The organism is Micromonospora sp. NPDC005257 (assembly GCF_042872445.1).
Taxonomy (GTDB): Bacteria; Actinomycetota; Actinomycetes; order Mycobacteriales; family Micromonosporaceae; genus Micromonospora.
Genome location: NZ_JBIAKL010000005.1, coordinates 1 through 25,885, shown reverse-complemented (window position 1 = coordinate 25,885; position 25,885 = coordinate 1). Strand labels below are relative to the sequence as shown.

The following is a 25,885-nucleotide window of genomic DNA, read 5'->3' as shown; positions in this document are numbered from 1 at the left end:
CTCACCGGACCAGCAGCACCTTGCCCAGGTGGTCGTTCGTCTCCACCAGGCGGTGCGCGGCGGCGGCGTCGGCCATGTCCACCCGGGCGTGCACCACCGGCCGGATCCGGCCCGCCTCCACCAGGGGCCACACCTGCTCGCGTACGCCCCGGACGATCGCCGCCTTCTCCTCGACCGGGCGGGACCGCAACGCCGTCGCGTGCACCGCCGCCCGCTTCGCCAGCAGCATCCCCAGGTCGAGTTCGCCCTTGCGCCCGCCCTGCATGCCGATCACCACGAGCCGCCCGCCGGTTGCCAGCGCCGCCACGTTCCGGGGCAGGTAGGACGCGCCCATGATGTCCAGGATCACGTCCGCGCCCCGGCCGCCGGTGACCCGGCGTACCTCGTCGACGAAGTCCTGCTCGCGGTAGTCGATCGTGTGCGCGGCGCCCAGCTCCCGCAGCGGCTCGTGCTTCGCCGCTCGGGCGGTCGTCACCACCGTCGCGCCGAGCGCCACGCCGAGCTGGATAGCGAACGTGCCGATCCCGCTGCCACCGCCGTGCACCAGCAGCGTGTCCCCCTCGGCCAGCCGGGCCAGGTCCACCACGTTCGACCAGACCGTGCAGGCCACCTCCGGCAGCGCCGCCGCGTCGACCAGATCCACCCCGGCCGGCACCGGCAGCAACTGCCCGGCCGGCACGGCCACCTGCTCGGCGTACCCGCCGCCGGCCAGCAGCGCGCAGACCTCCTGGCCCACCGACCAGCCGGTCACGCCGGGACCGAGCGCACGCACCGTCCCCGAACACTCCAGACCGGGGTACGCGGACGCGCCCGGCGGCGGCGGGTAGTGGCCCTGCCGCTGCAACAGGTCGGCCCGGTTCACCGCGCTCGCGCGCACCTCGACGATCACCTCACCGGGGCCGGGCTCCGGGTCCGGCACCTGGGTCCAGACGAGCGCCTCGGGTCCGCCGGGTTCCGTGATCGTGATCGCGCGCATGGTTCAGTCTTACCCGATCTGCCCGTCGGTCCACGCGCGGGCGAGGATCTCCGTCACCCTCATGTCGGCCCCCCGCTGACGATCATGCGGCGGAACACGTCGTCGCGAAGGTGCACCGCCCGGGGCGGCCGCCGCGCCAGCCCTGTCGGCCACAGTGGACTCGTCGGCGGCCATGATTCCGCTGATCAGCACCACTGCCGGGCTCTCCCACACGCACCCGTTCTCGCAGCGGAGGTGGGACGGCGGCTTGCCCGGTACGGCGTTCGTGGCAGACTGGTCCCCGGTCGCGCACCCCTCGGGGGCGTGCCGGGAGGGTTCGCCTAGTGGCCGATGGCGCTGGTCTTGAAAACCGGTAAGGCAGCGATGTCTTCGTGGGTTCGAATCCCACACCCTCCGCCACCTGGACAGCAACATGCTTCCTGATCAGCGCCAGTTCCGTTTCCTCGGCTTGAATCTGACCGTGGGAATCCGTCAGCGCTTGTTGGCCGGTGACGCCGCGAGCATCGTGTCCAGAACTGGGGCGCGGGAGCGCCGGACCACCCGTAGGCTGCGGGTCGCGGCGACGGCGGGAGGCCGGGGTGGCAGAGACGACGACGGTGGCCGGGGTGATGGCCGAGCTGGCCGCGCTCGACGACCCGAAGATCCGCGCGGTCAACGAGCGGCACGGCGACGACCACGGCGTCAACCTGGGCAAGCTGCGGGTGATCGCCAAGCGGCTGAAGACGCAGCAGGACCTGGCCCGCGAGCTGTGGGCGACCGGCGACAGTGCGGCCCGGCTGCTGGCACTGCTGATCTGCCGGCCGAAGGCGTACGGGCGGGACGAGCTGGACGCGATGCTGCGGGAGGCGCGTACGCCCAAGGTGCACGACTGGCTGGTGAACTACGTGGTGAAGAAGAGCCCGCACGCGGAGCCGCTGCGCCTGGCCTGGTCGACCGATCCGGATCCGGTGGTGGCGAGCGCCGGGTGGGCCCTGACCACCGAGCGGGTGGCGCGGAACCCGGACGGGCTGGACCTGGCCGCCCTGCTCGACGTGATCGAGGCGGAGATGGCCGGCGCGCCGGAGCACCTCCAGTGGGCGATGAACCACTGCCTGGCGCAGATCGGGATCGAGCATGCTGCGTACCGGGAGCGCGCGATCGGGATCGGCGAGCGGCTCGGGGTGCTGAAGGACTATCCGACGTCACCTGGGTGCACGTCGCCGTACGCGCCGGTCTGGATCAACGAGATGGTGCGCCGACAGCACGGTGGCGCGGACAACGGGGTATGAAGGGGCGCAGGACATTCGCGTACCCGGAAGGACCGTTTCGATGACCCTGGAACGACCGATCGCCCCGGACCCGTACGAGCTGCTGCCGACGGTGCCGTCGTTCGACCTGACCAGCGACGACGTGCACAACGGCGAGCCGATGGACGCCCGGTACGCGCACGGCAGCACCGGCGGCGAGAACGTCTCACCGCAGCTGTCCTGGTCGGGCTTCCCCGCCGAGACCAAGAGCTTCGTGGTCACCTGCTTCGACCCGGACGCCCCGACCGGCAGCGGCTTCTGGCACTGGGTGCTGGTGAACCTCCCCGCGTCCGTCACCGAGCTGCCCAGCGGCGTGCGGGAGGCCGACCTGGGCGGCGCGTTCAGCGTCCGCAACGACTACGGCGAGACCGGCTACGGCGGCGCCGCGCCGCCCGCCGGTGACCGCCCGCACCGGTACGTGTTCGCGGTGCACGCGGTGGACGTGGACCGCCTCGACATCCCCGCCGGGGCCAGCCCGGCCTTCGTCGGCTTCAACCTGGCGTTCCACACCCTGGCACGGGCGGTCATCCGCCCGACGTACCAGATCAAGGAGTGACCGGCGGCCGGGGGCCGTCGCGGCCCCCGGCCTCAGGCCGGTACGCGGGCCACGGCGAAGACGGACTGGCCGAACGGCGGCCGGAAGCGCTGCTCGGCGGCCTTGGTGACGGGCAGGACGAGGGTGTCGTACACCTTGACCATCGGGCCCTCCTTCGGCATCAGCCGGAAGACCTTGGTGGCCATGAAGTAGCCGATCAGGCCGAGCGCGTTGGCGTAGTGGATCCGCTCGACGGTCAGGCCCGCCTCGGTCATCGCCGCGGCGAGCGTCTTCTTCGTGTAGCGGCGGACGTGGCCGGTGGCGACGTCGGCGGGGCTCATGGCGAACTGGAACGCCGGCACGATGATGACCACGGCGCCGCCGGGACGGACCAGCTCCCGCATGCTGCGCAGCGCGCCGACGTGGTCGTCGATGTGCTCCAGCACGTTGTAGGACACGGCCGCGCTGTAGTCGCCGGGCTCGTGGTGCGGGAGCAGCATCTGCCGGACCTCGACGTGCGGGAGGTCGGACAGCCGCTCCTTGAGCTGGATCAGCCGGTCCGGGTCGGCCTCGGTGGCGGTGATCCGGGGCGCGTGGGCGGCCCAGGCCGAGGCGTAGTCGCCCAGGCCGCTGCCGATCTCGATCGGGTTGTCACCGAGGTAGGGCACCGCCAGCTCCACGAACCACTGCCGGTGGTTGACAGCTGTCGCCAGGCCTTCGAGTACCTCGGACTGGACGCGCTGATCCCCAGTGATTTCTGCCATGCGTCGATTCCTCACGATATGACTGACCCGCGCCTGGACCGTCAGAGTCAACCATCTGGATGCCTGTTGGGGAAATCGGGGGACGGAGGTGGCCGAATTGTGGTCCGGAGGGGCGCCGGATCGGCGGGTCGGCGAACCCGGCACATGGTACGTGAGTCCGCGGAACCTCGCACGGGGCCGCCATTCCGTGACTACGCTCTGAAATGTCATGACTACTCCGGACGCGGACGTGGAACCGGCGAAATCGGGGCGGGGTGGGCGGAGCGACGCGCTGGCCGTGCTGAGCTTCGTGCTGCTCGCACTCTGGGTGACGGCTCGCCTGTGGGCGGATCCCCGCAATGGCATTCGAGATAATCGGACAGATCAGGCGCAATTCGAATGGATGATGGCGCACGGTGCGCGAGTCGTCACTGATTTCGCCTATCCGTTCACCTCCGACCGGATGAATGTGCCGGACGTCGTCAATCTGATGGCTAATACGTCCGTATTATCCGTATCCATACCGCTGGCCCCGATAACGCTCTGGGCCGGGCCGCGCTGGTCATTCCTGATCTTCCTCACACTCGGGCTCGCCGCGACCGGAGTGGCCTGGTATTTCCTGCTCTCCCGAGTTGTCGTGAAGTCTCGCGGTCCGGCCTGGCTCGGTGCCGCTTTCTGCGCGTTCGCGCCGGCGATGGTCTCGCACGCCAACTCGCACCCCAACATCGTCAGTCAGTTCGTGGTGCCGCTGATCATCTGGCGGACGCTGCGGCTGGCCGAGCCCGGCCGGTGGCTGCGCAACGGCGTACTGCTCGCCCTGGTGATCGTCTGGCAGGCGTTCCTCAACCTGGAGATCCTGCTGATGACCGCCATCGGCCTCGGCGTGGTGGTCCTCGCGCTGGCGCTCGGCCGTCCCGCGCTGCGCTCGGCGGCCCGCCCGTTCGCCGCCGGACTCGGGGTGGCCGCGGTGGTCGCCGGGGCGCTGCTCGCATACCCGCTCTGGGTCCAGTTCTTCGGCCCCGGCTCGTACAGCGGGCTCTCCACGCTGATCCGGGGCTACTCCACCGACCTCGCCGCGTACCTGGCCTGGTCCCGGGAGTCGGTAGCTGGCGACGCCCGGGGCAGCGAACCGCTCGTCAAGAACGCCACCGAGGAGAACGCGTTCTTCGGCTGGCCGCTGGTGATCCTGGTGATCGCGCTGGTCTGGTGGCTGCGCCGCAACGCGGTGGTGCTCGGGCTCGCCGCGCTCGGGCTCGTGTTCGCCCTCTTCTCCCTCGGCCGGGAGATCCGCTACGACGGGCGGGACACCGGTGTACCCGGCCCGTGGGCCGCGCTGGAGAACCTGCCGGTCCTGCACTCGGTGGTGCCCACCCGCTGGTCGCTCGCCCTCACCCCGATCATCGGCGTGCTGCTCGCGTTCGGCGCGGACCGGGCCCGGCGGCTCGCCGTACGGCACCCGGACGCGCACGGCCGGATCCGGTTCGCCACGGTCACCGTGCTCGCCATGGCGCTCGTGCCGATCCTGCCCACCCCGCTGCCCGCCAAGCGCCTCGACCCGACCCCGGCGTTCGTCACCTCCGGCGCCTGGCGTCCGTACGTCGCCGACGGCCGGAGCGTCGTCACGCTGCCGCTACCGGACACCACGTACGCGGTCCCGCTGCGTTGGTCCGCCGAGACCCGGCTGGACATGCCGCTGGCCCGCGGCTACTTCCTCTACCCGGACACCCGCCCCGGCGGGGACCGGATCGCCCTTTTCACCGCGCCGCCGCGTCCCACCAGCACGTTCTTCGAGACGGTACGGCGTACCGACGCGGTGCCGCCGATCACGCCGCAGGACCGGGTGGCCGCCGTGGACGACCTCCGCTACTGGCGGGCCGGGGCGGTGCTCCTCGACCCCCGGCTGCCGCAGGCGGAGGCGCTGCGCCGGGCGATGACGGAGCTGAGCGGGATCACGCCGAGACGCACCGGCGGGGTCTGGTTGTGGGACGTCCGGCCGCTGGTCGACTGAGCGGTCAGCCCTGGCGGACGCAGCAGCCCTGGCACACCTTGGGCCGGGGCAGCGTGAACGCCAGGCAGCAGGTGCGCCGCTGCACCGTCGGCTCGCCGGCCGGGCCGGGCACCAGCTCGACCAGGTCGCTCAGATCGAGCGCGTCGAGCAGCGTGCCGACGGTCGCCGTGGACGAGCCGGGCAGCGCGTCCGACGCGCGCAGGATGCCGTGCGCGATGCCGGAGGCCACGGAGCCGAGCAGCGTACGGGTGCCGATCCGGACCTCGCCCTGGATGGCCGCGATCAGCGGGGCGAAGTGGGCGTCGAGCAGGGACGCGCGCAGCGCGCCGAGCAGCGCCGCCTCGTCCGGGACCACCCGTACGCCCGGAGCGCCGGCCAGCGCCAGCGGGTCGCCGGGCAGCACCGCCACCGGCGTCGAGGCGCGCAGCCCCAGCGTGAGGAGCTGGTGGTGGTCCTCGAAGTGCACGAGCACGTCGGTCGCGTCGAGCAGCGGCACCCGGCGCGCGGACGCCCAGCCGAGCACCGCGGGCAGCGCGGTCCAGTAGCTGTAGGACTTCCAGGCCAGCGCGGCGCAGGCGTGCGGGGTGCCTCCCCAGCGGCGGCCGGCGGCGGTCAGGAACTGGGCCAGCAGCGTGCCGTCGATCAGCCGGGTGGCGGGGGACCAGCGGTCCAGCTCGTCGTGGACCAGCAGGCCGGGCGCGAGCCCGGGCAGGTCGTCGGTGCCGAACATGGCGCGCAGGGTCGCGGTCACCGGGGCGAGCGGGGTGGCGGCGTCGCGCCCCGGCATCACCGCAGTCACCTGGCGTCCCCTGTCTGCTCGCCGTACCGGTCGGCGCGTGCCGTCGACCAAAGCTAAGGCTAGCCTAACTACTCCTCAGGCGGGAGGGAAGTGGCGTCCGGGCATCGCGGGGAGGTCCCGGTCACTCCGCTCGGTCGGTGACTACCCGGCCCGGGAGACGAAAAACGCCGCCGGAGGCCGGCGGCAGACGACGTAATGATCGACGTACGTCGCTGAAAAGTCAAGGTGAATGTCGAATACGAGGCAGTTTCCGTACACGTTCGGCCACCGAACGTGAAAATGGTCTTCCCGCGTGCGAGGAAGCTGATGACGACCTCACCGATCGAGCGTGCCGCCGACTCGTTCGCGACGGCACTCGCCCAGCACCGTACCGGCCGAGGGCTGTCCAAGAAGCAGCTGGCGACGCTCATGGGCTTCGACCCGTCCTACGTCAGCCACGTCGAAGGGCGCCGGCACCGCCCCACCGAGGACTTCGCCCGCCGGGCCGAGGCCGTCCTGGAGGCCGGCGGCGCGATCTGGCAGCGCTTCCGGGAGTACGACGAGCTGCGGCACGGCCGGGCCGGCGCGGCGCACCGTGACACGGTTCCCGGCCAGTGGCTGCCCCCGGGCACCGGCCTGGTGGTGGAACAGGAGATGGCCACGCTCACCTACACCGGGGACGGCTACCACTGCGCGATCAGCCGGGAGCTGTACAACGCGGGCACCGAACCGGTCACCCGCTACCTGGTCCGGGTCGCCGTCGACCGCTACCCCAACGACCCGGGCCGCTCCAACCGGCACCACCGGGAACACCCGCTCACCTTCGCCGAACTGCAGCTCACCGCGTATCGGGACGACGGGAACGGACGCGAACCGATGCACTGGCGCGCCAAGCACGACCGGGACGCGTTCAAGGAGATCTGGGTGCTGTTCGAGAACGACGAGGGACGCTTTCCGCTCTATCCCGGCGACCGGGTCACCATCGAGTACGCGTACCGCGTCGGCCGGGACAAGTGGGGCCCCTGGTTCCAGCGCGCCGTACGCCTGCCCACCCGGCACCTGGCGGTGCGGCTCGACCTGCCCGCGGACCTCGACCCCAAGGTGTGGGGAGCGGAGACCTCGCTGTCGGCGGAGGAAGGGCCGCTGCGTACCCCGATCCAGCGGGCCGTGGACGGCGACCGGGTGATCTTCGGCTGGGGGACCGACGATCCGCCGCTGAACGCCCGATACCGGATGCAGTGGCGGTTCCGCAGCCCCGAGCCGGACGCCGAGCCGGACAGCGCGCCCGTCGGCGGCGCCCGGGTGCGGGCCAGCGACCGGATGCGGGCCGTGGGCATCGTGCAGCGCGGCGACGACCTGCTGCGGCAGCGGGCCCGCCAGTTCGACCTCCCGGCCGACGAACAGCACGCCCGGCAGGTGATCGACCGGCTCGCCGTGATGCTGGCCCGCCTGGACGAGCTGCACCCGTTCAGCAAGGGCGTCGGCCTGGCCGCCCCGCAGCTCGGCATCGGCTGGTCCGCCGCGCTCGTGCGCCCGGCCGACCGCGCGGCCGACCCGGTGGTGCTGCTCAACCCCCGGGTGGTGGACGCCGCCGCGGAGACCGACGAGCAGTACGAGGGATGCCTCTCCTTCTTCGACCACCGCGGCCTGGTGCCCCGGCCGCTGCGGATCGACGTGGAGCACGCCCTGTGGGACGGCAGCCGGGTGATCACGTCCTTCGAGTACGCGATGGCGCGGCTGGTCGCGCACGAGATCGACCACCTGGACGGGCGCCTCTACGTCGACCGGATGGCGCCCGGCGTGCCACTGGTCCCGGTGGAGGAGTACCGCGAGACCGGAAACCCCTGGCGCTACTGAGAACGGGGGCCGGGTCGCGTGCCCCAGGGGGCGGGGGCACGCGACCCGGCTCGGGGGGAGGAAAGATCAGAGGCTGCCGAACGTGTCGTACCGGATGTGGTCCGGCGGGACGTCGTCGGCGGCGAGCGCCCGCAGGGTGGCCCGGACCATGCCCGCCGAGCCGGAGACGTAGCAGTCGTGCGTGGTCCACGGGCCGTACCGGGTGACCACCTCGGAGACGTCACCGATTTCGCCGCCGAAGCCCGGGTCCTCGCTGCACGAAGGCGTCACCGACAACCACGGGTGGGACGCGACGAGGTCCTCCAGACCGGGCAGCCCGTACAGCTCGTCCGGGCGGCGGGCACCGTAGAAGACGTGCACCCAGCGGGTCCGGTTGACCCGGGTCAGCTCCTCCACCAGCGCCTTGACCGGTGCCAGGCCGACCCCGCCGGCCACGCAGAGGACGTCCCGGGTGGAGTCCGGGTCCAGCGTCATCGAGCCCATCGGCGCGGCCACCCGCAGCAGGTCACCCGGCTTGGTGCGGCGCACCAGCGCACCGGAGACCCAACCGGCCGCGCCCGGCGGCGTACGCACGTGGAACTCCAGCACGTTCTCCTCGTTCGGCGCGTTCGCCACCGAGTACGTCCGCCACACCCGCGGGTGGTAGCGGGGCACCTCCACGCTCACGTACTGGCCGGCCAGCCAGGGCAGCGGATCCTGGAGCGCGCGCACGGTCAGCACCGCCGTGTCCGGGCCGCACCGCTCGTGCGTCAGCACCTCCGCGTGCCAGAACGGCGGGTTCCCGTCCGATTCCGCGCCGGCCAGCATCCGCGCGCTGATGCTCGCGTACGCCTCCCGCCACGCCTGGTCGTACTCCAGGTTCCAGCCGTCCCCGGCGATGCTGCGCAACGCGTCGAGCAGCGCCACGCCCATCGTCGCGTAGTGCCCGGCCGCCACGTGGTACTTGCGGTGGTCCCGGCCCAGGGCGCGCAGGTACTCGTCGAAGCTCTCCGGGTCGCCCACCGTCTGCGTGGCCGTGACGATGGCCTCCAGGATGCGGTCCCCCTGCCCGTTCATCTGCACCGGGAACAGCTTGCGCAGCTCCGGGTCGAGGAGGAACAGCCGGGCGTAGAAGTGGCGGCTGAGCCGCTCGCGGTCCTCCTCGACCAGGGCCCAGCTCTCCTTCAGCAGCCGCGCGAAGTTCTCCACGGGGGCACGCTCCTTCTCCGGACGGCGGATCGGCAGTCACAGAATGTCCACGGAGCGTGTGTGCCGGTCGCACAGGCTGTGCGATCGCCAGGCCGGTACGCCGAAGTGCTTTCATGGTCCGGTGACGGTTGACGAGCTGGCCCGCCCGGTCTCCCGCCGGATGCTGGGCACCGAGACGCTGCTCGTGCTCGGTCTGTCCCTCGGCCAGTCCGCCGTGTATGCGCTCGTGTCGCTCATCGCCAAGCTGACCGCGACCGGAGGGCTGTCCAAGCAGACCGCCGCGCTGAACACCTCCGCGTCGGCCCGGCCGTACCTCGATCTCACGTACCAGCTGCTCGGGATCGTCTTCGCGCTGCTGCCGGTGCTGCTCGCCGTACACCTGCTGGCTCGTGACCCCGGCGACCCGGCACGGACACTCGGCGTCGACTTCCGCCGGCCCGCCTCCGACCTGGCCCGGGGTGCGGGCCTGACCGCGCTCATCGGCCTGCCCGGGCTGGCGCTGTTCTGGGCGGCGGCGCAGCTCGGCGTCAACGCCACGCTCGTCCCGGCCGCGCTGCCGGACCTGTGGTGGACGGTGCCGGTGCTGATCCTCGCCGCCGTGCAGAACGCGGTGCTGGAAGAGGTGATCGTGGTCGGCTACCTGATCACCCGGCTGCGGCAGCTCAACTGGCGGATCGGCGCGGTGCTGGCCGCGAGTGCGCTGCTGCGCGGCTCTTACCACCTCTACCAGGGCTTCGGCGCGTTCGTCGGCAACGCCGTGATGGGCGTGATCTTCGGGCTGTTCTACCTGCGCACCCGCCGGGTCGCCCCGCTGATCGTCGCGCACACGCTGCTGGACGTGTTCGCGTTCGTCGGCTACGCGATGCTGCCGAAGTCCTGGTTCGACTGGCTCTAGGTCGCTGTCACCTCGCCGTCCTGCCGCCGATCGGGCTCGGCGCCGCTGCCGGTCACGCGCCGGGTGGTCCGGTACCGGGCGATCGCCCGCGCCGCCACCCGCTCGGCCGCCGCCGTGCCGCCGGTCGCGGCAGCCAGCGCCGCCGCGCCCGGCAGCAACCGGGCCACCAACCGCAGCCCGACCCAGCCACCCGCCTGCGCGGCCACCGGCGTGGCCAGCCGCCAGGCCGCCTGCGCCACCCGCCCCAACGGACCGTCCGCCGGAGCGTCGGCCGCCCGAGCCGCCGCCAACGCCGCCCGCGCGGTGCCGTCGTCCGGATGCACCGACGTCAGCACCAGCAGCTCGGCCGCCCGATCCGGATGCGCCGGATCCCGCCCGTACGTCGCCGCCAGGTGCAACACCAGGTTCGCCTGCGTCCACAGCACCGTCGCCAGCTCCGCGACCGGCGCGAACAGCCCGGCGCCCGCCGCCAGCGCCCCACCCGTACCGGCCATCCGGACGAACCGCCGGGTCGCCAGCCGGGCCACCCCGTCGGCGTCCGCCTCCGGGTAGGCCCGCCGGACCTGCTCCACCCAGGCCGAGGCGCGCGGCCCGAGCACCTCCACGGCCGCCAGGGCCAGCAGCTCCGGCGCGAACCCGGGGTGGTCGCGCAGCTTCGGCCCCACCGCCCGCCAGCCCGCCACCGGGGTACGCGAAGAGTCAGGCCGTCCAGGCGCCCGCTCGTCGACGGCCGCAGCCTCCGTCAGGCTTTCCTCCGCCGGACTCGCTTCCCTCTGTGCCGGGCCTACCTTCGCCGGGCCTGCCGTTGTCGGGGCCGCTGCTGTCGGGCTCGCCTTCGTCGGGCCTGCCGTTGCCCGGCTCGCCGTTGTCGGGGTCGCTGTTGTCGTCTTGGTGGGCCGGCGGGTCCGTCCGGGGCGAGGTGCGGTGCCGGGCTCCGCCGTGATCGGTCCGGCGCCGTCGGGCTCCCGCTCGGCGGCTGTGGGATCCGGCACGGCGGTCGCCGTCTCGCGCGTAGCCGACGCCTTCCGACCGGTTTTCTTGACCGCTGGGGCGGCCTTCTTCGCCGCGACCGGGGCCTCTTCGGCGACCGGGGCCGTCTTCCTGGCGACGGGAGCGCGGCGCGTCCGTTTCGGCGACCCCTCTCCGGCCGACGATGGCTCCGGCTCGGCCGGATGCTCGGTGGCCCGATGCTGCTCCGCTGTGACGGGCGTCTCATCGGTCGAGGGCGTGCTGTCCCGGGCCTTCCGCGGCACCGCCGTGGCGGCCGACTGGGGCCGGTGCGCTGCCGGCACCGGCTCTCCGCCTGCCGAGAGCGGGTCGGCCGTGTCATCAGCACCCGATCGGGTGACAGGTGAGGGCGCCTCGGCGGCGGTCCGCGCTGCGGCTGGCGTACCCGAATCAGCCGGGGCAGCCCGCTTAGCCGGCGGCGTACCGGAATCGCCAGTGGAAGCCCCCGGGGCGGCCTGCTCCGCAGTCGTACCCGGATCGGCAGGTGAAGGATCGGCGGCCGGACGCGGACGCGGTGTCGGCGGCGCGTCGGCGGCCGGCGTCGGTGGCTGGAAGACGACGGTCGGCGCCGCCCGGCGCGGACGCCGGGGCGCCGGGGCGTCGCTCGCCGCGTTCTCCGCAGCGGGGTCCGGTGCGGGCGGCGGGCTGAAGGTCGGTCGTGGAGAGCGGCTCCGCCGGGCCTTGGGGGCGGGCTCGCGACGGGGCGGATCGCTCGGCGGCTGCTCCTGCATACCGATGGAGCGTAGCCGTGGGCGTGATCTGGCACACGACCAAGACACGGTCACGGGGGTGGGGTTCGATAGTCGCTTTGCCCCGGGCGGGTAACGCCCTGTATCCTCGGGCGCGGTGACCTCGCGGTCACCAGGGAGACTTCGCCTAGTCTGGTCTATGGCGCCGCACTGCTAATGCGGTTGGGGTCTTAAAGCCCCTCCCGGGTTCGAATCCCGGAGTCTCCGCGCGAAAGCCGGTTGTGTAGACTGGCCGAGCACCAGGCGCCCGTAGCTCAATGGATAGAGCATCTGACTACGGATCAGAAGGTTAGGGGTTCGAGTCCCTTCGGGCGCACAAACGATCAAGGCCGTGACCTGCCAGAACAGGGGTCACAGCCTTTTTCTTTTCTGCTGGAAGAGGAGGTAGAGGACCTTCATCGCGGCCTGCTCGGTCGGGAAGTGCCCGCGTCTGCGAGCGGCCTGCCGGAACCGTGCGTTCAGGCTCTCGATGATGTTGGTGGTGTAGAGAACCTTGCGGACCTCATGGTCGTAGCGATTCTCTCGACAGCAGACATGACCATGCAGGTGTAGCGCCGTCTCACGGACAGCTCGGCCGAGGCTACGGATCAAGGCAAACGGCTCCTGCGGAGCCGCCGCCCGGGGCGGAAAATCAGCCGGCCCGACCCCCACGCCCGCCCCGCGCGTCACACGCTGGGTCAGGAGGTGGTCGTCGTCGACACCGTGCGCTCACGCACCCGCCGACTGGACCTGAGCGCCGCCTGCCAGGAGAGCAGCACCCGTCCTGGCTCACTCGGTGAACTCGGTCCAGGAGACAGCGTGGTCGAACCGCTGGGCGGCGAGGTCGTCAACGCGGATCATGAAGCGGCCGAAGTAGACGTCGTCACGGGTCTCGAACTGCACCAACGGGAGCCACTCCCGGCGGACCCGCTGCAACTCCTGTTCCACGAGGAAGGCCTCCTGGGCGTGGCCGATGCCGGTCAGGCGGCCTCGAAGCTTCTTCTCCGCCATCTCCAGCTCAGGATCGTTGTACAGGTGGCCGTAGGACACGCCACCGGTGTGCCACGAGTAGCCGCCGAACTGGAAGGCGGCGGAGTTGGCGGCCGGCCAGAGCCGGTCGACCAGGGCACACAATTCCCGACGATGCGGCATGTCGCGAGCCATCTGCTGCTGCTGAAAGACTGACAGGTCCGCATCCTCCGCAGTCAACCACGAGGGCAGGGCGGCCTGGACGACAGCGAAAAGGTCCTGCTCGGGAGCGATGAAGTCACGGTCCGCGTAGTAGGGATGGGCAGCGTAGTCAGCCGGCAGCTGCGCCGCGGTCTCCGCGCCGGCCCGCACATACAGCAGCCGCCCGTACTGCTGCTCGTCGCTGCGCTCACAGACGTCGTAGTCCTCTTCGTGATGCAGGAACACCAGCAGAGAGCCGGCCGACGGTAGCGGCAGCCGCTCGACCCGCGGCAGCGCGGCACAGTCGAAAGACGCGATGAACGGCAGCGGGTAGCCCTCCGGGTCGGTGGGCCACGGCATACCGACCGGAAGGTTCGGCAGGCCGCCGGCCTGGCCGACGAGCAGGTCGGCGGGCTGCCCGGGCGGCAGATCCCGAGAATGGGCCGCGATCTCGCCGTTGTACTGCTGACTCGTCCCGATGGCGAAGCGCAGCAGCTCGGCGAACGTCGCCGTCTCGGTCTCGGTGAAGCCCGCGTCGGTCGCGGCTCCCCGCAAAAGTCCGTAGTGATCCACGGACTTATGTTGACAGCTCTGATTCGACCGGCGGCGGCAGGCGTTCCGTGTCCGCTCTTCGGCTGATCCGCGCACACACGCGCCGAGTGGCTTCATGATCGATTGCACGCAGCGTGAGCCGGGCCTGTGCGGGAGCGTCGCCCAGGGCGGAGGCGACGAGCGCGGTGGTGACGACGGCGGCCTGCTTGCCGAGAGGGGTGAACCTCATTTCGAGCCTCTTTCCGACCGGGTACGGGTGGTGGCTGCGGGATTCACCACCCGTACTTGCTCGGACCTGGCGTGAGGCAGCGGTGGGCTCGGGGGTTGTCGCCACGCCCCGAGACGCGGATCAGCTCGTCAGATAGCGCAGGTCCCGCACCACCTCGCAGAACGCGACGGGGTCCAGGCCATCGCACCCGCGTACTCCAGTCAGGGTCTTGGGTTCGTCCGGTCCCTGCCAGTGATATCCAGGCGTATACGTGATCTCGACCGTCTTCGGCCAGTCGCACAGCACCGAGGTGTGGTCGTCGCCGAAGCGCCAGCCCTTCGAGGTGAGCACGAACAGTTTCCGCGCATCGACCTTCATGCCGGCGAAGGTAGCCAGGTCTACCTCGCCCGGCGTTGCCAGCTCGCGGCCCAGCTGCGGGAAGGGCTGGATGACGGCGTAGTCGGCGAAGATCTCCGACCAGGCGGCCCGGTCGTCGCCGAGATGCCACGGGTGCGGCACGGCGACGGTGGCCGTGTCGTCGAGCTGCCATGCCTGGTCGTAGAGGTCGGCGAACGTACGGTCCTCGGCGACCCGGAAACAGACCGTGCCGTGTTCGCCGGACGCCGCCCACAGCAGCCGGTGGGTGAGCTGCCACATCAGCGGGTGATCCAGGAACAGGGCGCGGAACTCGGCCGCACTCCACCGGCGACCGGTGACCATGGCGTCCTCCATGGCCCGAATGCGCTCGCCGCCGATCTGCTTGACCTCCTTCTTGAGGTCGGCGAACCGCGCGTACGCCGCCGGCGCCAGCACCGGATCGTCGGCGGCGGCCGGCCGCGGCAGCCGGGACAACCGGCGTCCATCCCCGGCCGCGATCCACGGTTGCAACTGCTCGTCGAGGTTCAGGGTGAATCGGCGTGGCCCGTAGTCCAGGACCGTCCGGCCATCGGCGTCGAGACCCAGGTCCGGCACGATCCGGTCGGCGAGCTGCTCGGGGCTGAGGCCGCGGGCGGCGGCTGTGCCGGCGAGTCGTTGGGAGGCGTGCTCGCGCAGACCGGTGGTTGCCGCTCTGCGGCTGAGCCGATGCAGCTGGGTCAGGGCGACGTCGGTGCCGATCGCGGCGAGCACGTCCATCGCAGCGCGGATCCGGGCGCTGACGGACGACCATTGCGGCAGGACGGCCACCAGGTCGGCGACGGTGGTGTCGTCACCGAACGCGGCGATCGACACCAGCGCGATGGCGCTCTTCGGCGAGTATTCGGCCGCGCGCCACTGCTCGAGGAGGGCCCAGGCAAAAGCTCCCAGCTGTCGTGGCTCGCAGATGTCACGGGCGGCAATGAGCTCCGGTCGCGGCTCGGTGATCGTGGAGAGGGCGAGTAACACACACAGGCGGTGGACCGCCTCCGAGGCCAGTCTCTCGCCGGTGTCGCGGAGGGTGACCTCGGGAAGCTTGGCGGGGATCAGCCACTCCGGCAGGTCCGGCTCCCGCGGCAGCACGCCGGCCAGAATCGGTGGCACCACGCCCTCCGGGCTGGAGGAAGGGAGACCGGTGATCGCCTGGACGCGGGACCGGCCGTCGTCGTCGAGGGCCGCCAGCGACTGGGGATATGCGAGAACGTGGTCGCGCAGCAGCTCGATGACGGGCGGCTCGGTGGCGCCGGTGAGCAGTGCCCGCAGCGCCGTCCCGGGATCGCGCTTGGCCGCCGCCAGCAACGCCGGCCGGAAGTACTGGCGCTCGACCCGGTCCACGACGAGCCCGAACGCCTCTTCGGTCGGGATCGCGGCCAGCGCGGCGACGGCCCGTTTCACGTTGTCCGCGCCGTCGATGGGGCGGTAGTAGTCCTGCTGGTCCAGCATCGTCGCCCATCCGGCGCCGAGCCCGGCCCCGCCGTTCGCGACGATCTCCTCGGCCCGGGCGCGGCCCGGCCCGGCCAGGTGCGGGATCCAACGCGGCTCGGTGAGCACCATCGCGCCGAACAGGTCACGCGACACCGCGTCGTCGCGCTCGGCGAGGACACGCAGAACCCGCAGCGGGTAGTGGGTCAGCACGCCCGACTTGAGCAGGTTCCCCGGCCGCCACGGCTTCTCGTCGAGGTGGTCGCGGACCAGGATCCGCATCGCGTCGTCGCTGGGTGTGCCGGCGACGAACCGGGCCGCATCCGAGTTGAGCCGTGCCGGTTTGTCCAGGGTGCTCCCGTCGTGCAGGTAGAGCAGTCTCAGATAGAAGTCGTCAGCCAGAAAGGTGACGGCGGCCGGTCCCACACCGTCCAGCACCGTGACGGCGTCCCCGGGTTCCTCGAAGCCGAGCATCGTCCGGCGGATCGCGCCGCGCAGTTGCTCGAGATGTTCGGTGCGGCTCGCGGCCAGTAACAGGATCCCGGACATCGTGCGGTGATCGGCCTGGATCCACTCCTCCCGGCCGGGCTCGTCGAACCATGCCGCTGCCGCCGCGCAGTCCTCGTCCACCCAGTCCTGCCGGGTCGGCATCAGGTAGGAGGACAAGATGCGGCCGGCCGGGAAGCTCCGATGCCCGGCCAGGACGGATTCCGCCTCCCTGTAATCCCGGTCCGACGCGACCGCGAGGTGACGCCGGACCGCCCGGGCCACCGCGTACGTGGCGCCGAGGTCATCGCCGCGCCACCCCTGCTCGTAGGTGTTGCCCTCGGAGGCGCGGGTCCAGAGCTCACCGGTGTGGCAGATCTGGTTCGCCGCCACGACGGCCCGGACCGCGAACAGCAGCCCGGCCCGGGCCACCCACGCGTCCACCAGTGCCTGCGCGTCGGCGGGCACGTTGCGATAGACGAGCAGCAGTGCCGCCACCGCGGCGGCGACCGGGTCATCGTCCGATGTCCGCAGATGCCGCTCACCGGCGGCGACCAGCGCCGTGTCGAAGACGGCGTTGCGGCCCAGCACGCGGGCACGTCCCTGCGTGATCCGGTCCGTCGCGAGGAGGTCCCGAAGCCGCTGCTCGGCGCCTGCCGGATCGGCGATTGCCGGCCGCCACCGGCCACCTCGCCGCGGATGGACACGGCCCGACCAATCCTTCGGCATGTGCCAGGCGTCCTCGTCCGGCATCACGAACCTGCGCATAAAGCCTCCTCGTCCACAGTTCGCGGGGAGGGTAGTACATCGTTATGACACAGATCATCCCCAGTGGACAGACTTCAGGAGCCGCAGCGCAGCGGAAGTGCGAGGGTCTTCCCGTCATCGAACCGGTTCCTGAGGGTGACGGAGCGGGGCTGCGATTCGTTCGATTCGAGCGGGTCTACAACGCGTCATCTCGGATCAGATCGGCGGCAGACGCGCCTTTTATCGGTGGATGGTTTTCACAATTTGTGAGAGGAGGATTCAGCGCACTCGAAAGCTGACAAATGTTGCGGAACGGGTGCAGTTGGACGTGGCCATTAAGGCCTTGAGCTCTTCCGATTGGGGCGCTGTCTACGGATCAGAAGGTTAGGGGTTCGAGTCCCTTCGGGTGCACAGCACAGGGAGAAGCCCCCGACCAGCCAGAACGGCAGGGTCGGGGGCTTTTTCATTTCCGTCCGGCACGCGTTCTGAGCGGCTGTGGGAGCCACGCTGGGAGCCACGGGCCGCCTCACTTCCCGAACAGTGCCCGGGACATGGCCTCCGCAGTCGAGCGGCGGTCGTCCTCCATCAAATGCCCGTACACATCCTTCGTGATCGCAATTGACGTGTGCCCGAGCACTTCCGATACGACGTGCAGCGGGGTGCCCTGCGCCAACATCAGCGAGGCCCCGGAATGGCGGAGCTCGTGCGGATGCCAGTGCCCGAGCCCGGCACGCCTGCACAGCGCCGAAAGCCGATGCGAGAAGTTGTCCGGATCCAGCGGAGTGCCGACCTCGCTCGGAAAGATCAGGCCGTGATCCTGCCATGCCTCGCCGGCCACCAGTCGTTCCTCAGCCTGCCGAGCGCGATGCCGGCGCAGCAGGTCGACCAACTGGGGCCTGAGGTACAGGGTTCGCGGGAGCGTCGCGTCTTGAGTTCGCTGACCACCAGGCAGGTTCGCCGGTCGGCCGCCGGGTCGCGCTCCTTGATCCGCTTGACGCTGTGCGACACCAGCAGCGTGCCTGCCGTCCAGTCGGACGATCCCGGCGTGCGCGAGCGCGCCGAGCGGATCACCCGTCGGCACACGGACGCCATTGTCGAGGCGGTGCGCGAACTCGGAGACCTTGGCTTGGTCAAAGACGCAGTAGCAGAGGTGCGCGTGCACCGCGCAGCGCCGCTGTTCAAGCTCTACATCCTCAACGGCGAGGAAGTCTTCTTCGGCCCACGGCAATCTACGCGACGCAACTCTGCCAGGTGATGCGCGACAGGTCCCAGAGGTCTAGGGCGGCAGGAGCCGCCGACGGAACGTCCTGTCATGGCCGATGAGCATGCACGGTCCCGCCCGCATCTCGGATCTCCGGTGACGGCCGACGGTGCGGTGTGTGGCTATCAGGTGGGTTGTTTGTCCCACCAGCGCGGCAGGTCGACGTCCGGCGCTTCCGGGTTGGTGAAGTGGAACGGCACGCCGATATGTCGCGCGACAGCCTGGCCCTGCTCGATCGCCTGTTGTGCCTCCGGCCAGGGCGGTACCTGCCCGGTGAACAGACGGATGTCTCCGCCGTGTCGTAGCACCGTCAACGGCACCTCATCGAAGCGATCGTGGTGTCGGCCCGGCCGGCTCACGATCGCCACCAGGACGACGAACCAGCCCTGTGTGTCACCGTCCCAAAAGGCTTCGACGGCGAGGATTGGTGCGGTGATGGCGTCCGCCTTCTCGATCAGCTGCGCGGTCGTCGGTGGCGGTGGCTGGGGCTCGAGGGGACCCTGCCGGCCTAGCTCGGCGCGTCGCTCGATCAGCAGATCCTGCGCCTCGTACAGGCCGGGCGGCGGTTGCAGTCCACCTTCCTGGCGCAGGAGGACGACCGCCTGGATCAGTCGACGTGTGCACAGCAGGTCGTCTATCTGCTTCAGCAACTGCGGGTCGATCGCATTCCACCAGGCGCTGGTCGCAAGCATCTCGCCATTATCGTCGGGCGGCGTCGACGCCGACGGACAAGCCAGCATCCGCATCTAGCCGCTGACAGCGCGTCCGAAACGATCGGATCTGCGGTTAAGTGGACTCTTTCATCCCACCACATGCTTGACGGATCTTGCCGGCGAAGTCGATTGCCGCCCGGTCGATGCCTGTGACACGGTGAAGATCCGCCCCCCGCTCCGAGGCCCAGATGACGATCTACTTCTACGGTGCCGACGAGGTTCCGTACGGCTGCTTCTCCAACTTCTCCGGCCACGGCTTCGACCTCGACGGCCACTGGTGGACGACCTCCGAGCACTATTTCCAGGCCCAGAAGTTCCCCGGTAACCGCCACGCCGAGCTCATCCGGCGGACGGCGACCCCGTTGCGGGCCGCCGAACTGGGCCGCGACCGGTCCCGCCCGCTGCGCCGCGACTGGGAACGGGTCAAAGACGACGTGATGCGCCGGGCCGTGACGGCCAAGTTCACCGCCCACGCCGACATCCGCGCCATCCTGTTGGACACCGGCGACGAGGAGATCGTCGAGGACACCAGCACTGACCACTACTGGGGACGCGGCCGGAGTGGCACCGGCAAGAACATGCTCGGACGGATCTTGATGCGCACCCGCACCCAGCTACGCGCCGACCTCACCCAGAACGCCAACGCCGAGGGCCGCCGACAGAGGCGACAGCACTGGGCGTAACGATCGCGACCGCGTTGTCCGGGGCAGAAGGGATCGCGGCAGGCACGGTAGGCGCAACCCGGGCGCCGGATTAGATCCACGTCCAAGGACGGACGGCTTTCCACACGCGCCCGCGCCAACGTACACGGCGCGGATGGAGGTAGATCTCAATGTCTTCCAACGCATTGGTCGCCCCGACGCGGCGCAGTTCGGGAACCACCCGGTCTTCGTCCAGTCGGCCATAGACCCTCGCCAGGTGCCCCAGGCAAGTCGCGGCAAGGAGCCTCACCTGGCGATCCTCGTGATCGAGTAGACCAAGATAGAGTTCCTGCAGCTCCTTCCAGTCCCCACCGCCATGCAGAACGGCGCCGACCATGGCGTCCAGGGCGCTGAAAAGCTCGCCGCGATCGAACGCCGCACGCACCTCGCCCGGTGTTGCCGGTGGCGGGTTGCGGAAGACGTGATGCTCATGGCTCATAGGGCCGCATCTTTGTTCATCGGTGAGCCGGAGAGATCCTCGGCTAGCCCCCAGGGTTGCGTCCACGGACGTGGCCCAGCCCAATCACCCGCCTTGCTGGTCGGTGTGTGCTGGCCTTGCCTGTTCCGTCTGCTCCGCGTCGGCCGGGGCGCCCCTACGGTCCAGGGTCAGTTGGAGTTCACCGTAGGGGCACCTGGTCGACCACACCCACCTGAGCCGTTTCGGTGGCCTGGGCGGGCCACCGGGATCAACCCGTGGTGCAGGAACGGATCTGGGGTCTGGCGCTGCTGTTGCCGTTCATCATCGTGGTGAAGCCGAAGGTGTTGCCGCCGCCGTTGGACCGCATCGTCATCACGTAACCGGTGCTGTCCCAACTGGGGGAGCCGTTCCAGGTGGTGGAGACCCGCTGCGGCGGAGTCAGAGCCACGACCACGGTCCAGTTGCTGGCCCCCTGAACCGTCACCGAGGTGTTGTACCGGTCACCCCAGACGTTGGGGGTCGTCGCCGTCGCCGTGCACCCGCCGCTGGGAGGCGGAGTGGTCGGCGGCGGAGCGGTCGGCGTGCCGGTCGGCGACGGAGTGGTCGGCGGCGGAGTGCCGTCCGGGGCCACCGCTCGGCCGGTGCTCGGTGAAATCATGCCCGGACACAGGTTACGGCTGCTCAGGTTGGCCATGATCTGCGGAATCGCGTCGCGGGTGTTCTGAATGCCGTCGTGCATCAGGATCACCTGGCCGTCCTGAAGGCGGCTGGCGTTGGAGACGATCTGGCTGACGCTGGCGCCGTTCCAGTCCTGGGAGTCGACGTCCCAGATCACCTGGCGCAGGCCGAGCGACGAGGCGACCGACTGGAGGGTCGAGTTCGTCTCCCCGTAGGGCGGGCGGAACAACTGCGGCCGGACGCCGGTCGCCGCCTGGATCGCCGAGTTCGTCTGGGAGAGGTCCGACTGCATCTGGCTCTGGTTCATCGAGGTCATGTGCGAGTGGTTCCAACTGTGGTTGGCCACCCACATGCCCGCGTCGACCTGGGCCCGCGCGGCGGACTGGTTGCTCTGCACGTTCTGGCCGACGTTGAACATGGTCGCCCGTACGTTGTTCGCGCGCAGCACGGACAACAGGGCGCTGGTGCTGCCTGTCGGCCCGTCGTCGAAGGTGAGGCCGACATACCCGTTGCAGGTGGCGGCGCTGGACGGAGTGGCGGCGACCGCGAGACCGGCGGCACTCAGCGCCACTGTGGAGGCGACCACGGCCAACCGGACGGTGAGACGCGATTTTCGGGGGGCGGACGGGCGGCGGGAGCCGCCGATGCTGGCGTACATGCGCAGGTCCTCCTTGGGACGGGCGACACCTGATGACGCATGGCTCTAATCGACAGAGATTGATGCCAACGCGTTCGGAGTATTTCAGCGGCGTTTCGAACCCGTCAATGATTTTCCGGAAGTTTTCCGGAAAGGGCCGGTCCATCAGGCCGGCTGACCGCCCCGCGCGGATCGGGTGACCGATGCCCACGGCTACCGCGGATTGCTCGACGGATGGCGTCCCTGGTACCTCGCCGTCGCCGCCGTGACCTACTGGCCACCCGCGTACCTGCTGTGGTCGTGGAGCTACCCGAGGGCAGGACCGGTTCGCTGGACGCGCGAATGAGCCGACGCCCACATGGCCCGGATCGAGCGCGCCCGCCGGGCGTTCGACGCCGAGTTGGAGTGACCGCCGGGGCGGCGCCGTACGGTCCGCCCGGCGTCGGTTTCACTCGCAGACCGTGCCGTCGTTGTCCCGGTCGATGTACCAGTAGTACTCCGGATCCCTGCCCTGCGTGTACGGGCCGTACCCGTTGGCGTTCGCCTCCTTGCAGGTGCCGAAACGCGGATCGTTGCCGCCACCACCGGTGCTGCCGCCGCCCGTGCTGCCGCCGCCGGAGTCGCCGTTGCCCCCGCCCGGCTCACACGCCTCGCCGTCGAGGTCACGATCCAGTCCGGTCCGGTACCCCGGCTCGCTGCGGCGCAGCGGCGCCTTGCCCGCTGCGCGTACGGCGTCGCAGTTCTTGTAGTAGACGGCGGGTGCCGTGGTCTTGCGCGGCTTCGGCTTCGACGCGGGCTTCGCGGTGGTCGGCGCGGCAGCGGTGGATGAGGGCGGCGGCTCCGGTGAGACGGAGCCGGCCTCGGCCGTCGGCGCGGCGGTGGTGGTGGCGGGTGCCGCCACGGTCGGCACCTCCTGGGCGACGGCCTTCTCCGGCGACGTGCTCTGCTCGGTGGCGGGACCGGCGGCGATGCCGATGCCGAGCAGCCCGCCGCAGCAGGTGAGCACCGCGATGCCGCTGACGAGGAGCACCTTGAGCGCGGCGGGCTGGCGACGCCACCACGACGGCCGGGGCGGTGTGAACGGCAGGCCGGGCCGATGGGGCGGTGGCGGCGGCACCTGCCCGTGCCAGGGATTCTGGGGAGGGAGTTGGGTCACAGCCGGCAGTGTGGAGCGAACCGTCCGACCTGGAGTGTCGCTGAGCCGACAGACCGGCCGTTGCCGGCGCGACAAGCGACGAAACGGCCGGTGCCGGGCAGAGGGTCGGTGTCGATGCCGCGGATGATTGGAGTCAGCCCTTCACCGAACGGCCGACGGCGGGGGCCCGGAGTGGGACGGCGGCTGGGCTCACGCGGTCAGTGGAGTGAACAGCCTGTCGGCCGACCGCGGCGGTGAGCGTCGCGTCGATGCCGCCGCGCCGCTGAGGGCGGCCTGCACCGGGAAGACACATCGATCACCACTGTCAGCACCACTGTCGTCCGTCGGTCACCGCCGTCCGACGACTATGGATCAGTCGTGCGGCCGGTCGGTGAGCCGGCCCGCCGCCGCCAGCCGTTCGACGGCGGCCCGGTGCGGAACCGCATGACTGGTGCGACCGCCCACGCCGGTGGTGGTGACGGCCGTGAAGAGCGAGTTGAGCAGCGCCTCCTCCACCGCGTCCAGGACGGCGGCGAACACCGGGTCGATCGCGGCGTCCGGGATCGGCGGCTGATCCGACGTGGTGAACGCGATCGCGTAGTCGCCGCTCGTGTTGCTGAAGGACGCGCCCACCCGGGCCATGGCGAACACGGCCCGGCGGGCGAGCCGCCGGAGCTGCCGCGCGTCCAGGGGTACGTCGGTCGCCACCACGATCATGCACGAGTTGCCCGGCGGCTCGGTCGGGTCGACGGCAGGCACCAGCTCGTCGACTGGAAGCGGCACGCCGAGCGCGGTGAGGACGCCGCCGAAGTTGGACTGGACCAGGGCACCGACCGTCCGGGTGTGGCCGGCGGCCCCGACCGTGCGGGACGAGGTGCCGATGCCCGCCTTGTAGCCCAGGGCCGTGGTGCCGGTACCGGCCCCGACACAGCCCTCGGCGGGGAGCCCACCGGTCGCCCCGGTGACTGCGGCCAGGACGTGCGCCTCGGTGATCGGGCGGCGGCGGATGTCCGACAGGTGCCCGTCGTTCGTCTCACCGACCAGGGGGTTGAACGACAGCCCGTCCGGCCGGCCCGCCATCAGATACCCGAGCAGCGCGTCCGCCGCCCGGAACACCGACAGCGTGGCGGTCAGCACGACCGGAGACTCCAGTACGCCGAGCTCGTCCACCTGGGTCGAGCCGACGAGCTTGCCGTGGCCGTTGCCGACGTACACGGCGGCGGGCAGCGTCCACCGGCCGGGGCCGAGCCCGCTCGGCACGATCGCGGTGACGCCGGTGTGCAGGTCGGCGCCGTCGTCGACGGTGGTGTGCCCGACCAGCACGCCGGGGACGTCGGTGATCGCGTTGTGCGGCCCGGTGGGCAGCGACCCGACGACGACCCCCAGATCGCGGGCGCGGCGGCCGGGCATGCTCAGGAGGCCGCCGCCCGGATCGCCTGCACGATGCCGGTCGGGGAGTAGTTGTCGGGGACGCCCTCGACCAGGATGATGTCGCCCTCGATGTGCCGCGAGCGCAGCGGCGCGATCTCCTGGTAGGCGGGCGAGTCCCACCAGGCCCGCGCCTCGGAGATACCCGGGAAGCCGAGCACCACGACGCCTCCGGGCCAGGTGCCCTCCTTCACCTCGTGCGGCGTGGCGTGCACGAGGAAACGGCCGTCGTAGGGGGCGAGGGTGGCCGGGAGACGCTCGATGTACTCGGCGATGTCCGGATGCGGGGCGGCGTCCTGGAGATGGGCGATGGCGTACGCGGGCATGGCGTCCTTCCGGCCGTCGGGCTCCGAACGCCGATCTTGGCACAGCGGCCGGTATTCGTTCACGCCGATTTTCGCTCAGGGCCGGACGCGACGGCTACGACGGCGGCGTGCGGGCGGTGGTTGTCGTCGTCGAGGCGCGGCAGGCGCTCCACCTCCGCGAACCCGGCTCGTCGCAGCCGTGCGGAGAACTCGTCCACCGGCCAGCGGTACGCGGTGGCCACCTTGTGGTCGAAGGCGCCACCTCGTCGCCGACGAAGATGCCGACCACGAGCGGCCCACCCGGCACTGTCGCGCGGCGGAACTCCGCCAGCACGCGGTCGAGATCCGTCGGCGGCAGGTGGATCAGCGAGTACCAGGCGAGGATCCCGGCGACGGAGTGGTCGGGACGGCGAGGTCGTCGAGCGACCCGAGCCGGTACGCGCCGTCCGGATGGGTGGCCCGCGCGTGCGCGATGAACTCGGGGACCATGTCGATCCCGGTGGTGTCGACGCCTCGCGTACGGAGGTGGTCGGTGAGGTGGCCCGGCCCGCACCCCAGGTCGAGCACGGGCCCGGCCCGTCCGGCCAGGTGACGCTCGATGAGGGCGAGATCGTCGGGGTGCACCTGTGCGGTGGTGCCGAACAGGTCGATGTAGAGGCTCGCCGCCGCCCCGTACGCGTGCCGTACCTGCGTGTCGTCCACCCGTCGACCATAGGAGTGAACGACCCGTCCATCGAATGTTACGACTTGACGAACGGCGTGTTATCGCTCACAGTCGATGGCACCGGGCGGCGGCGTAGATGGCTCACCGGGCGGGCGCGGACGGCTGCGGGGCAGGCCGGCTGCGGGGTAGACGCGCCAGGACGCATTGTTAGCGCTCACAACATGTGTGACCTGAAGGAGGAACATGTTTGCTTTCGGTAGGTCCCCATCGTCGGAGTCGCCGCCGCGACGGCGCGGATGGTTGCCGCGAGTCGTCGCCACGGGCGCCACAGCGGTCCTCGTCGGCGCCGCCGCCGTGGCGGCCGTGTCCGCGCCCGCCGCTGCCGCGAGCGTCGACACGAACGCCTGGTACGTCCTCGTGAACCGCAACAGTGGCAAGGCGCTCGACGTCTACAACCTGGCCACCAACGACGGCGCGCGGATCGTGCAGTGGTCCCGCAACAACGGCAACCAGCAGCAGTGGCAGTTCGTCGACTCCGGCGGCGGCTACTACCGGCTGAAGTCGCGGCTGTCCGGCAAGGTGCTCGACGTCTACAACTTCTCCACCGCCAACGGTGGCAACATCGTGCAGTGGTCCGATTCGAACGGGACCAACCAGCAGTTCCGGCTGGCCGACTCCGACAGCGGCTACGTCCGCCTGATCAACCGCAACAGCAACAAGGCGGTGGAGGTGCAGGGCGCCTCGACCGCCGACGGCGGAAGCATCGTCCAGTACGACGACTGGAACGGCACCAACCAGCAGTGGCAGCTCGTCCGCGTCGACGGGGGCGGCGGCAACCCCACCACGCCGCCGCCGACCACGCCGCCGCCGGGTGGTACGTGCAGTCTGCCGTCGTCGTACCGGTGGTCGTCCACGGGTGCGTTGGCGCAGCCGCGCTCGGGCTG

Annotated in this window: 22 protein-coding genes, 3 tRNA genes and 2 pseudogenes; 11 read left to right on the top strand and 16 right to left on the bottom strand. The window is 70.8% G+C overall.

Features of this window, described 5'->3' with window-relative positions; all coding sequences use genetic code 11:
* Position 1: 1 nt before the first annotated feature.
* Positions 2 to 976 (bottom strand): NAD(P)H-quinone oxidoreductase, encoded by a 975-nt coding sequence (locus tag ACFYO8_RS12290; RefSeq protein WP_354866711.1) that lies wholly within the window; start codon positions 974 to 976, stop codon positions 2 to 4.
* Positions 977 to 1,285: 309 nt separating this feature from the next.
* On the opposite strand from ACFYO8_RS12290, the gene ACFYO8_RS12285 reads away from it, so the two are divergent.
* The 3 genes from ACFYO8_RS12285 (at position 1,286) to ACFYO8_RS12275 (ending at position 2,818) form a co-directional block, all read left to right on the top strand.
* Positions 1,286 to 1,375 (top strand) — tRNA-Ser (locus ACFYO8_RS12285).
* 179 nt (positions 1,376 to 1,554) lie between these two features.
* Positions 1,555 to 2,244: a DNA alkylation repair protein gene (locus ACFYO8_RS12280; RefSeq protein WP_354866713.1), complete on the top strand. Its 690-nt coding sequence runs from the start codon at positions 1,555 to 1,557 to the stop codon at positions 2,242 to 2,244.
* A gap of 40 nt (positions 2,245 to 2,284) precedes the next feature.
* A complete protein-coding gene (locus ACFYO8_RS12275) occupies positions 2,285 to 2,818 on the top strand; it encodes a YbhB/YbcL family Raf kinase inhibitor-like protein (protein ID WP_354866715.1) in 534 nt (177 codons plus the stop codon).
* Positions 2,819 to 2,850: 32 nt separating this feature from the next.
* Here ACFYO8_RS12275 and ACFYO8_RS12270 read toward each other — a convergent pair whose 3' ends face one another.
* Positions 2,851 to 3,561 (bottom strand): class I SAM-dependent methyltransferase, encoded by a 711-nt coding sequence (locus ACFYO8_RS12270; RefSeq protein ID WP_354866717.1) that lies wholly within the window; start codon positions 3,559 to 3,561, stop codon positions 2,851 to 2,853.
* A 208-nt stretch (positions 3,562 to 3,769) separates the two neighbouring features.
* On the opposite strand from ACFYO8_RS12270, the gene ACFYO8_RS12265 reads away from it, so the two are divergent.
* Positions 3,770 to 5,548 (top strand): hypothetical protein, encoded by a 1,779-nt coding sequence (locus ACFYO8_RS12265; protein WP_354866719.1) that lies wholly within the window; start codon positions 3,770 to 3,772, stop codon positions 5,546 to 5,548.
* 4 nt (positions 5,549 to 5,552) lie between these two features.
* Here the strand turns inward: ACFYO8_RS12265 and ACFYO8_RS12260 are convergent, their stop codons facing one another.
* Positions 5,553 to 6,335, bottom strand: a complete 783-nt coding sequence (locus ACFYO8_RS12260) for a hypothetical protein (RefSeq protein WP_355014993.1) — start codon at positions 6,333 to 6,335, stop codon at positions 5,553 to 5,555.
* Between the two features lie 318 nt (positions 6,336 to 6,653).
* Between ACFYO8_RS12260 and ACFYO8_RS12255 the strand changes: the two genes are divergently transcribed.
* The gene (locus ACFYO8_RS12255) at positions 6,654 to 8,183 is read left to right on the top strand and encodes a peptide deformylase (protein WP_354866720.1); all 1,530 of its coding nucleotides are present in this window, start codon (positions 6,654 to 6,656) and stop codon (positions 8,181 to 8,183) included.
* Between the two features lie 66 nt (positions 8,184 to 8,249).
* Here the strand turns inward: ACFYO8_RS12255 and ACFYO8_RS12250 are convergent, their stop codons facing one another.
* The gene (locus ACFYO8_RS12250; protein ID WP_355014936.1) at positions 8,250 to 9,371 is read right to left on the bottom strand and encodes a globin domain-containing protein; all 1,122 of its coding nucleotides are present in this window, start codon (positions 9,369 to 9,371) and stop codon (positions 8,250 to 8,252) included.
* 121 nt (positions 9,372 to 9,492) lie between these two features.
* Here ACFYO8_RS12250 and ACFYO8_RS12245 point away from each other — a divergent pair, with 121 nt between their 5' ends.
* Entirely contained in the window at positions 9,493 to 10,266 is a 774-nt protein-coding gene (locus tag ACFYO8_RS12245) for a CPBP family intramembrane glutamic endopeptidase (RefSeq protein ID WP_354866724.1), read from the top strand.
* Here ACFYO8_RS12245 and ACFYO8_RS12240 read toward each other — a convergent pair.
* A complete protein-coding gene (locus ACFYO8_RS12240) occupies positions 10,263 to 10,949 on the bottom strand; it encodes a hypothetical protein (protein WP_354866726.1) in 687 nt (228 codons plus the stop codon). The genes ACFYO8_RS12245 and ACFYO8_RS12240 overlap by 4 nt on opposite strands.
* Positions 10,950 to 12,139: 1,190 nt before the next feature.
* Between ACFYO8_RS12240 and ACFYO8_RS12235 the strand changes: the two genes are divergently transcribed.
* Both ACFYO8_RS12235 and ACFYO8_RS12230 read left to right on the top strand, forming a co-directional pair.
* Positions 12,140 to 12,230 (top strand) — tRNA-Ser (locus ACFYO8_RS12235).
* A 36-nt stretch (positions 12,231 to 12,266) separates the two neighbouring features.
* Positions 12,267 to 12,339 (top strand) — tRNA-Arg (locus ACFYO8_RS12230).
* A 62-nt stretch (positions 12,340 to 12,401) separates the two neighbouring features.
* Here the strand turns inward: ACFYO8_RS12230 and ACFYO8_RS12225 are convergent.
* The 4 genes and pseudogenes from ACFYO8_RS12225 to ACFYO8_RS12210 form a co-directional block, all read right to left on the bottom strand.
* Positions 12,402 to 12,536, bottom strand: a pseudogene (locus ACFYO8_RS12225) (transposase); the annotation flags it as partial.
* 255 nt (positions 12,537 to 12,791) lie between these two features.
* Positions 12,792 to 13,745 carry a DUF1963 domain-containing protein gene (locus ACFYO8_RS12220; protein ID WP_354866728.1) on the bottom strand — a complete coding sequence of 318 codons (954 nt, stop codon included), beginning with the start codon at positions 13,743 to 13,745 and terminating at the stop codon, positions 12,792 to 12,794.
* 328 nt (positions 13,746 to 14,073) lie between these two features.
* Entirely contained in the window at positions 14,074 to 16,845 is a 2,772-nt protein-coding gene (locus ACFYO8_RS12215) for a DUF4132 domain-containing protein (protein ID WP_387188596.1), read from the bottom strand.
* Positions 16,846 to 17,527: 682 nt separating this feature from the next.
* On the bottom strand, positions 17,528 to 17,890 hold the full coding sequence (locus ACFYO8_RS12210; protein ID WP_355014934.1) for a tyrosine-type recombinase/integrase: 363 nt from the start codon (positions 17,888 to 17,890) through the stop codon (positions 17,528 to 17,530).
* A gap of 39 nt (positions 17,891 to 17,929) precedes the next feature.
* Here ACFYO8_RS12210 and ACFYO8_RS12205 point away from each other — a divergent pair, with 39 nt between their 5' ends.
* Positions 17,930 to 18,256, top strand: coding sequence for a hypothetical protein (locus ACFYO8_RS12205; RefSeq protein WP_355014933.1), 327 nt, complete (start codon positions 17,930 to 17,932; stop codon positions 18,254 to 18,256).
* 131 nt (positions 18,257 to 18,387) lie between these two features.
* On the opposite strand, the gene ACFYO8_RS12200 is transcribed toward ACFYO8_RS12205, so the two are convergent.
* A complete protein-coding gene (locus ACFYO8_RS12200) occupies positions 18,388 to 18,954 on the bottom strand; it encodes a hypothetical protein (protein WP_354866736.1) in 567 nt (188 codons plus the stop codon).
* 209 nt (positions 18,955 to 19,163) lie between these two features.
* Between ACFYO8_RS12200 and ACFYO8_RS12195 the strand changes: the two genes are divergently transcribed.
* A complete protein-coding gene (locus ACFYO8_RS12195; RefSeq protein WP_354866738.1) occupies positions 19,164 to 19,658 on the top strand; it encodes an NADAR family protein in 495 nt (164 codons plus the stop codon).
* Positions 19,659 to 19,728: 70 nt separating this feature from the next.
* On the opposite strand, the gene ACFYO8_RS12190 is transcribed toward ACFYO8_RS12195, so the two are convergent.
* The 6 genes and pseudogenes from ACFYO8_RS12190 to ACFYO8_RS12165 form a co-directional block, all read right to left on the bottom strand.
* A complete protein-coding gene (locus ACFYO8_RS12190; protein ID WP_354866740.1) occupies positions 19,729 to 20,115 on the bottom strand; it encodes a hypothetical protein in 387 nt (128 codons plus the stop codon).
* A 247-nt stretch (positions 20,116 to 20,362) separates the two neighbouring features.
* On the bottom strand, positions 20,363 to 21,430 hold the full coding sequence (locus ACFYO8_RS12185) for a polysaccharide deacetylase family protein (protein WP_354866742.1): 1,068 nt from the start codon (positions 21,428 to 21,430) through the stop codon (positions 20,363 to 20,365).
* A 427-nt stretch (positions 21,431 to 21,857) separates the two neighbouring features.
* On the bottom strand, positions 21,858 to 22,565 hold the full coding sequence (locus ACFYO8_RS12180; RefSeq protein ID WP_354866744.1) for an excalibur calcium-binding domain-containing protein: 708 nt from the start codon (positions 22,563 to 22,565) through the stop codon (positions 21,858 to 21,860).
* A gap of 351 nt (positions 22,566 to 22,916) precedes the next feature.
* Positions 22,917 to 23,954, bottom strand: coding sequence for a P1 family peptidase (locus ACFYO8_RS12175; protein WP_354866746.1), 1,038 nt, complete (start codon positions 23,952 to 23,954; stop codon positions 22,917 to 22,919).
* A gap of 2 nt (positions 23,955 to 23,956) precedes the next feature.
* A complete protein-coding gene (locus ACFYO8_RS12170; protein WP_354866748.1) occupies positions 23,957 to 24,298 on the bottom strand; it encodes a DUF1330 domain-containing protein in 342 nt (113 codons plus the stop codon).
* Between the two features lie 59 nt (positions 24,299 to 24,357).
* Positions 24,358 to 24,979: pseudogene (locus tag ACFYO8_RS12165) on the bottom strand (class I SAM-dependent DNA methyltransferase).
* 205 nt (positions 24,980 to 25,184) lie between these two features.
* Between ACFYO8_RS12165 and ACFYO8_RS12160 the strand changes: the two are divergent.
* Positions 25,185 to 25,885, top strand: a 701-nt coding sequence (locus ACFYO8_RS12160) for an RICIN domain-containing protein (RefSeq protein ID WP_354866750.1), incomplete at its 3' end; no start/stop codon positions are given.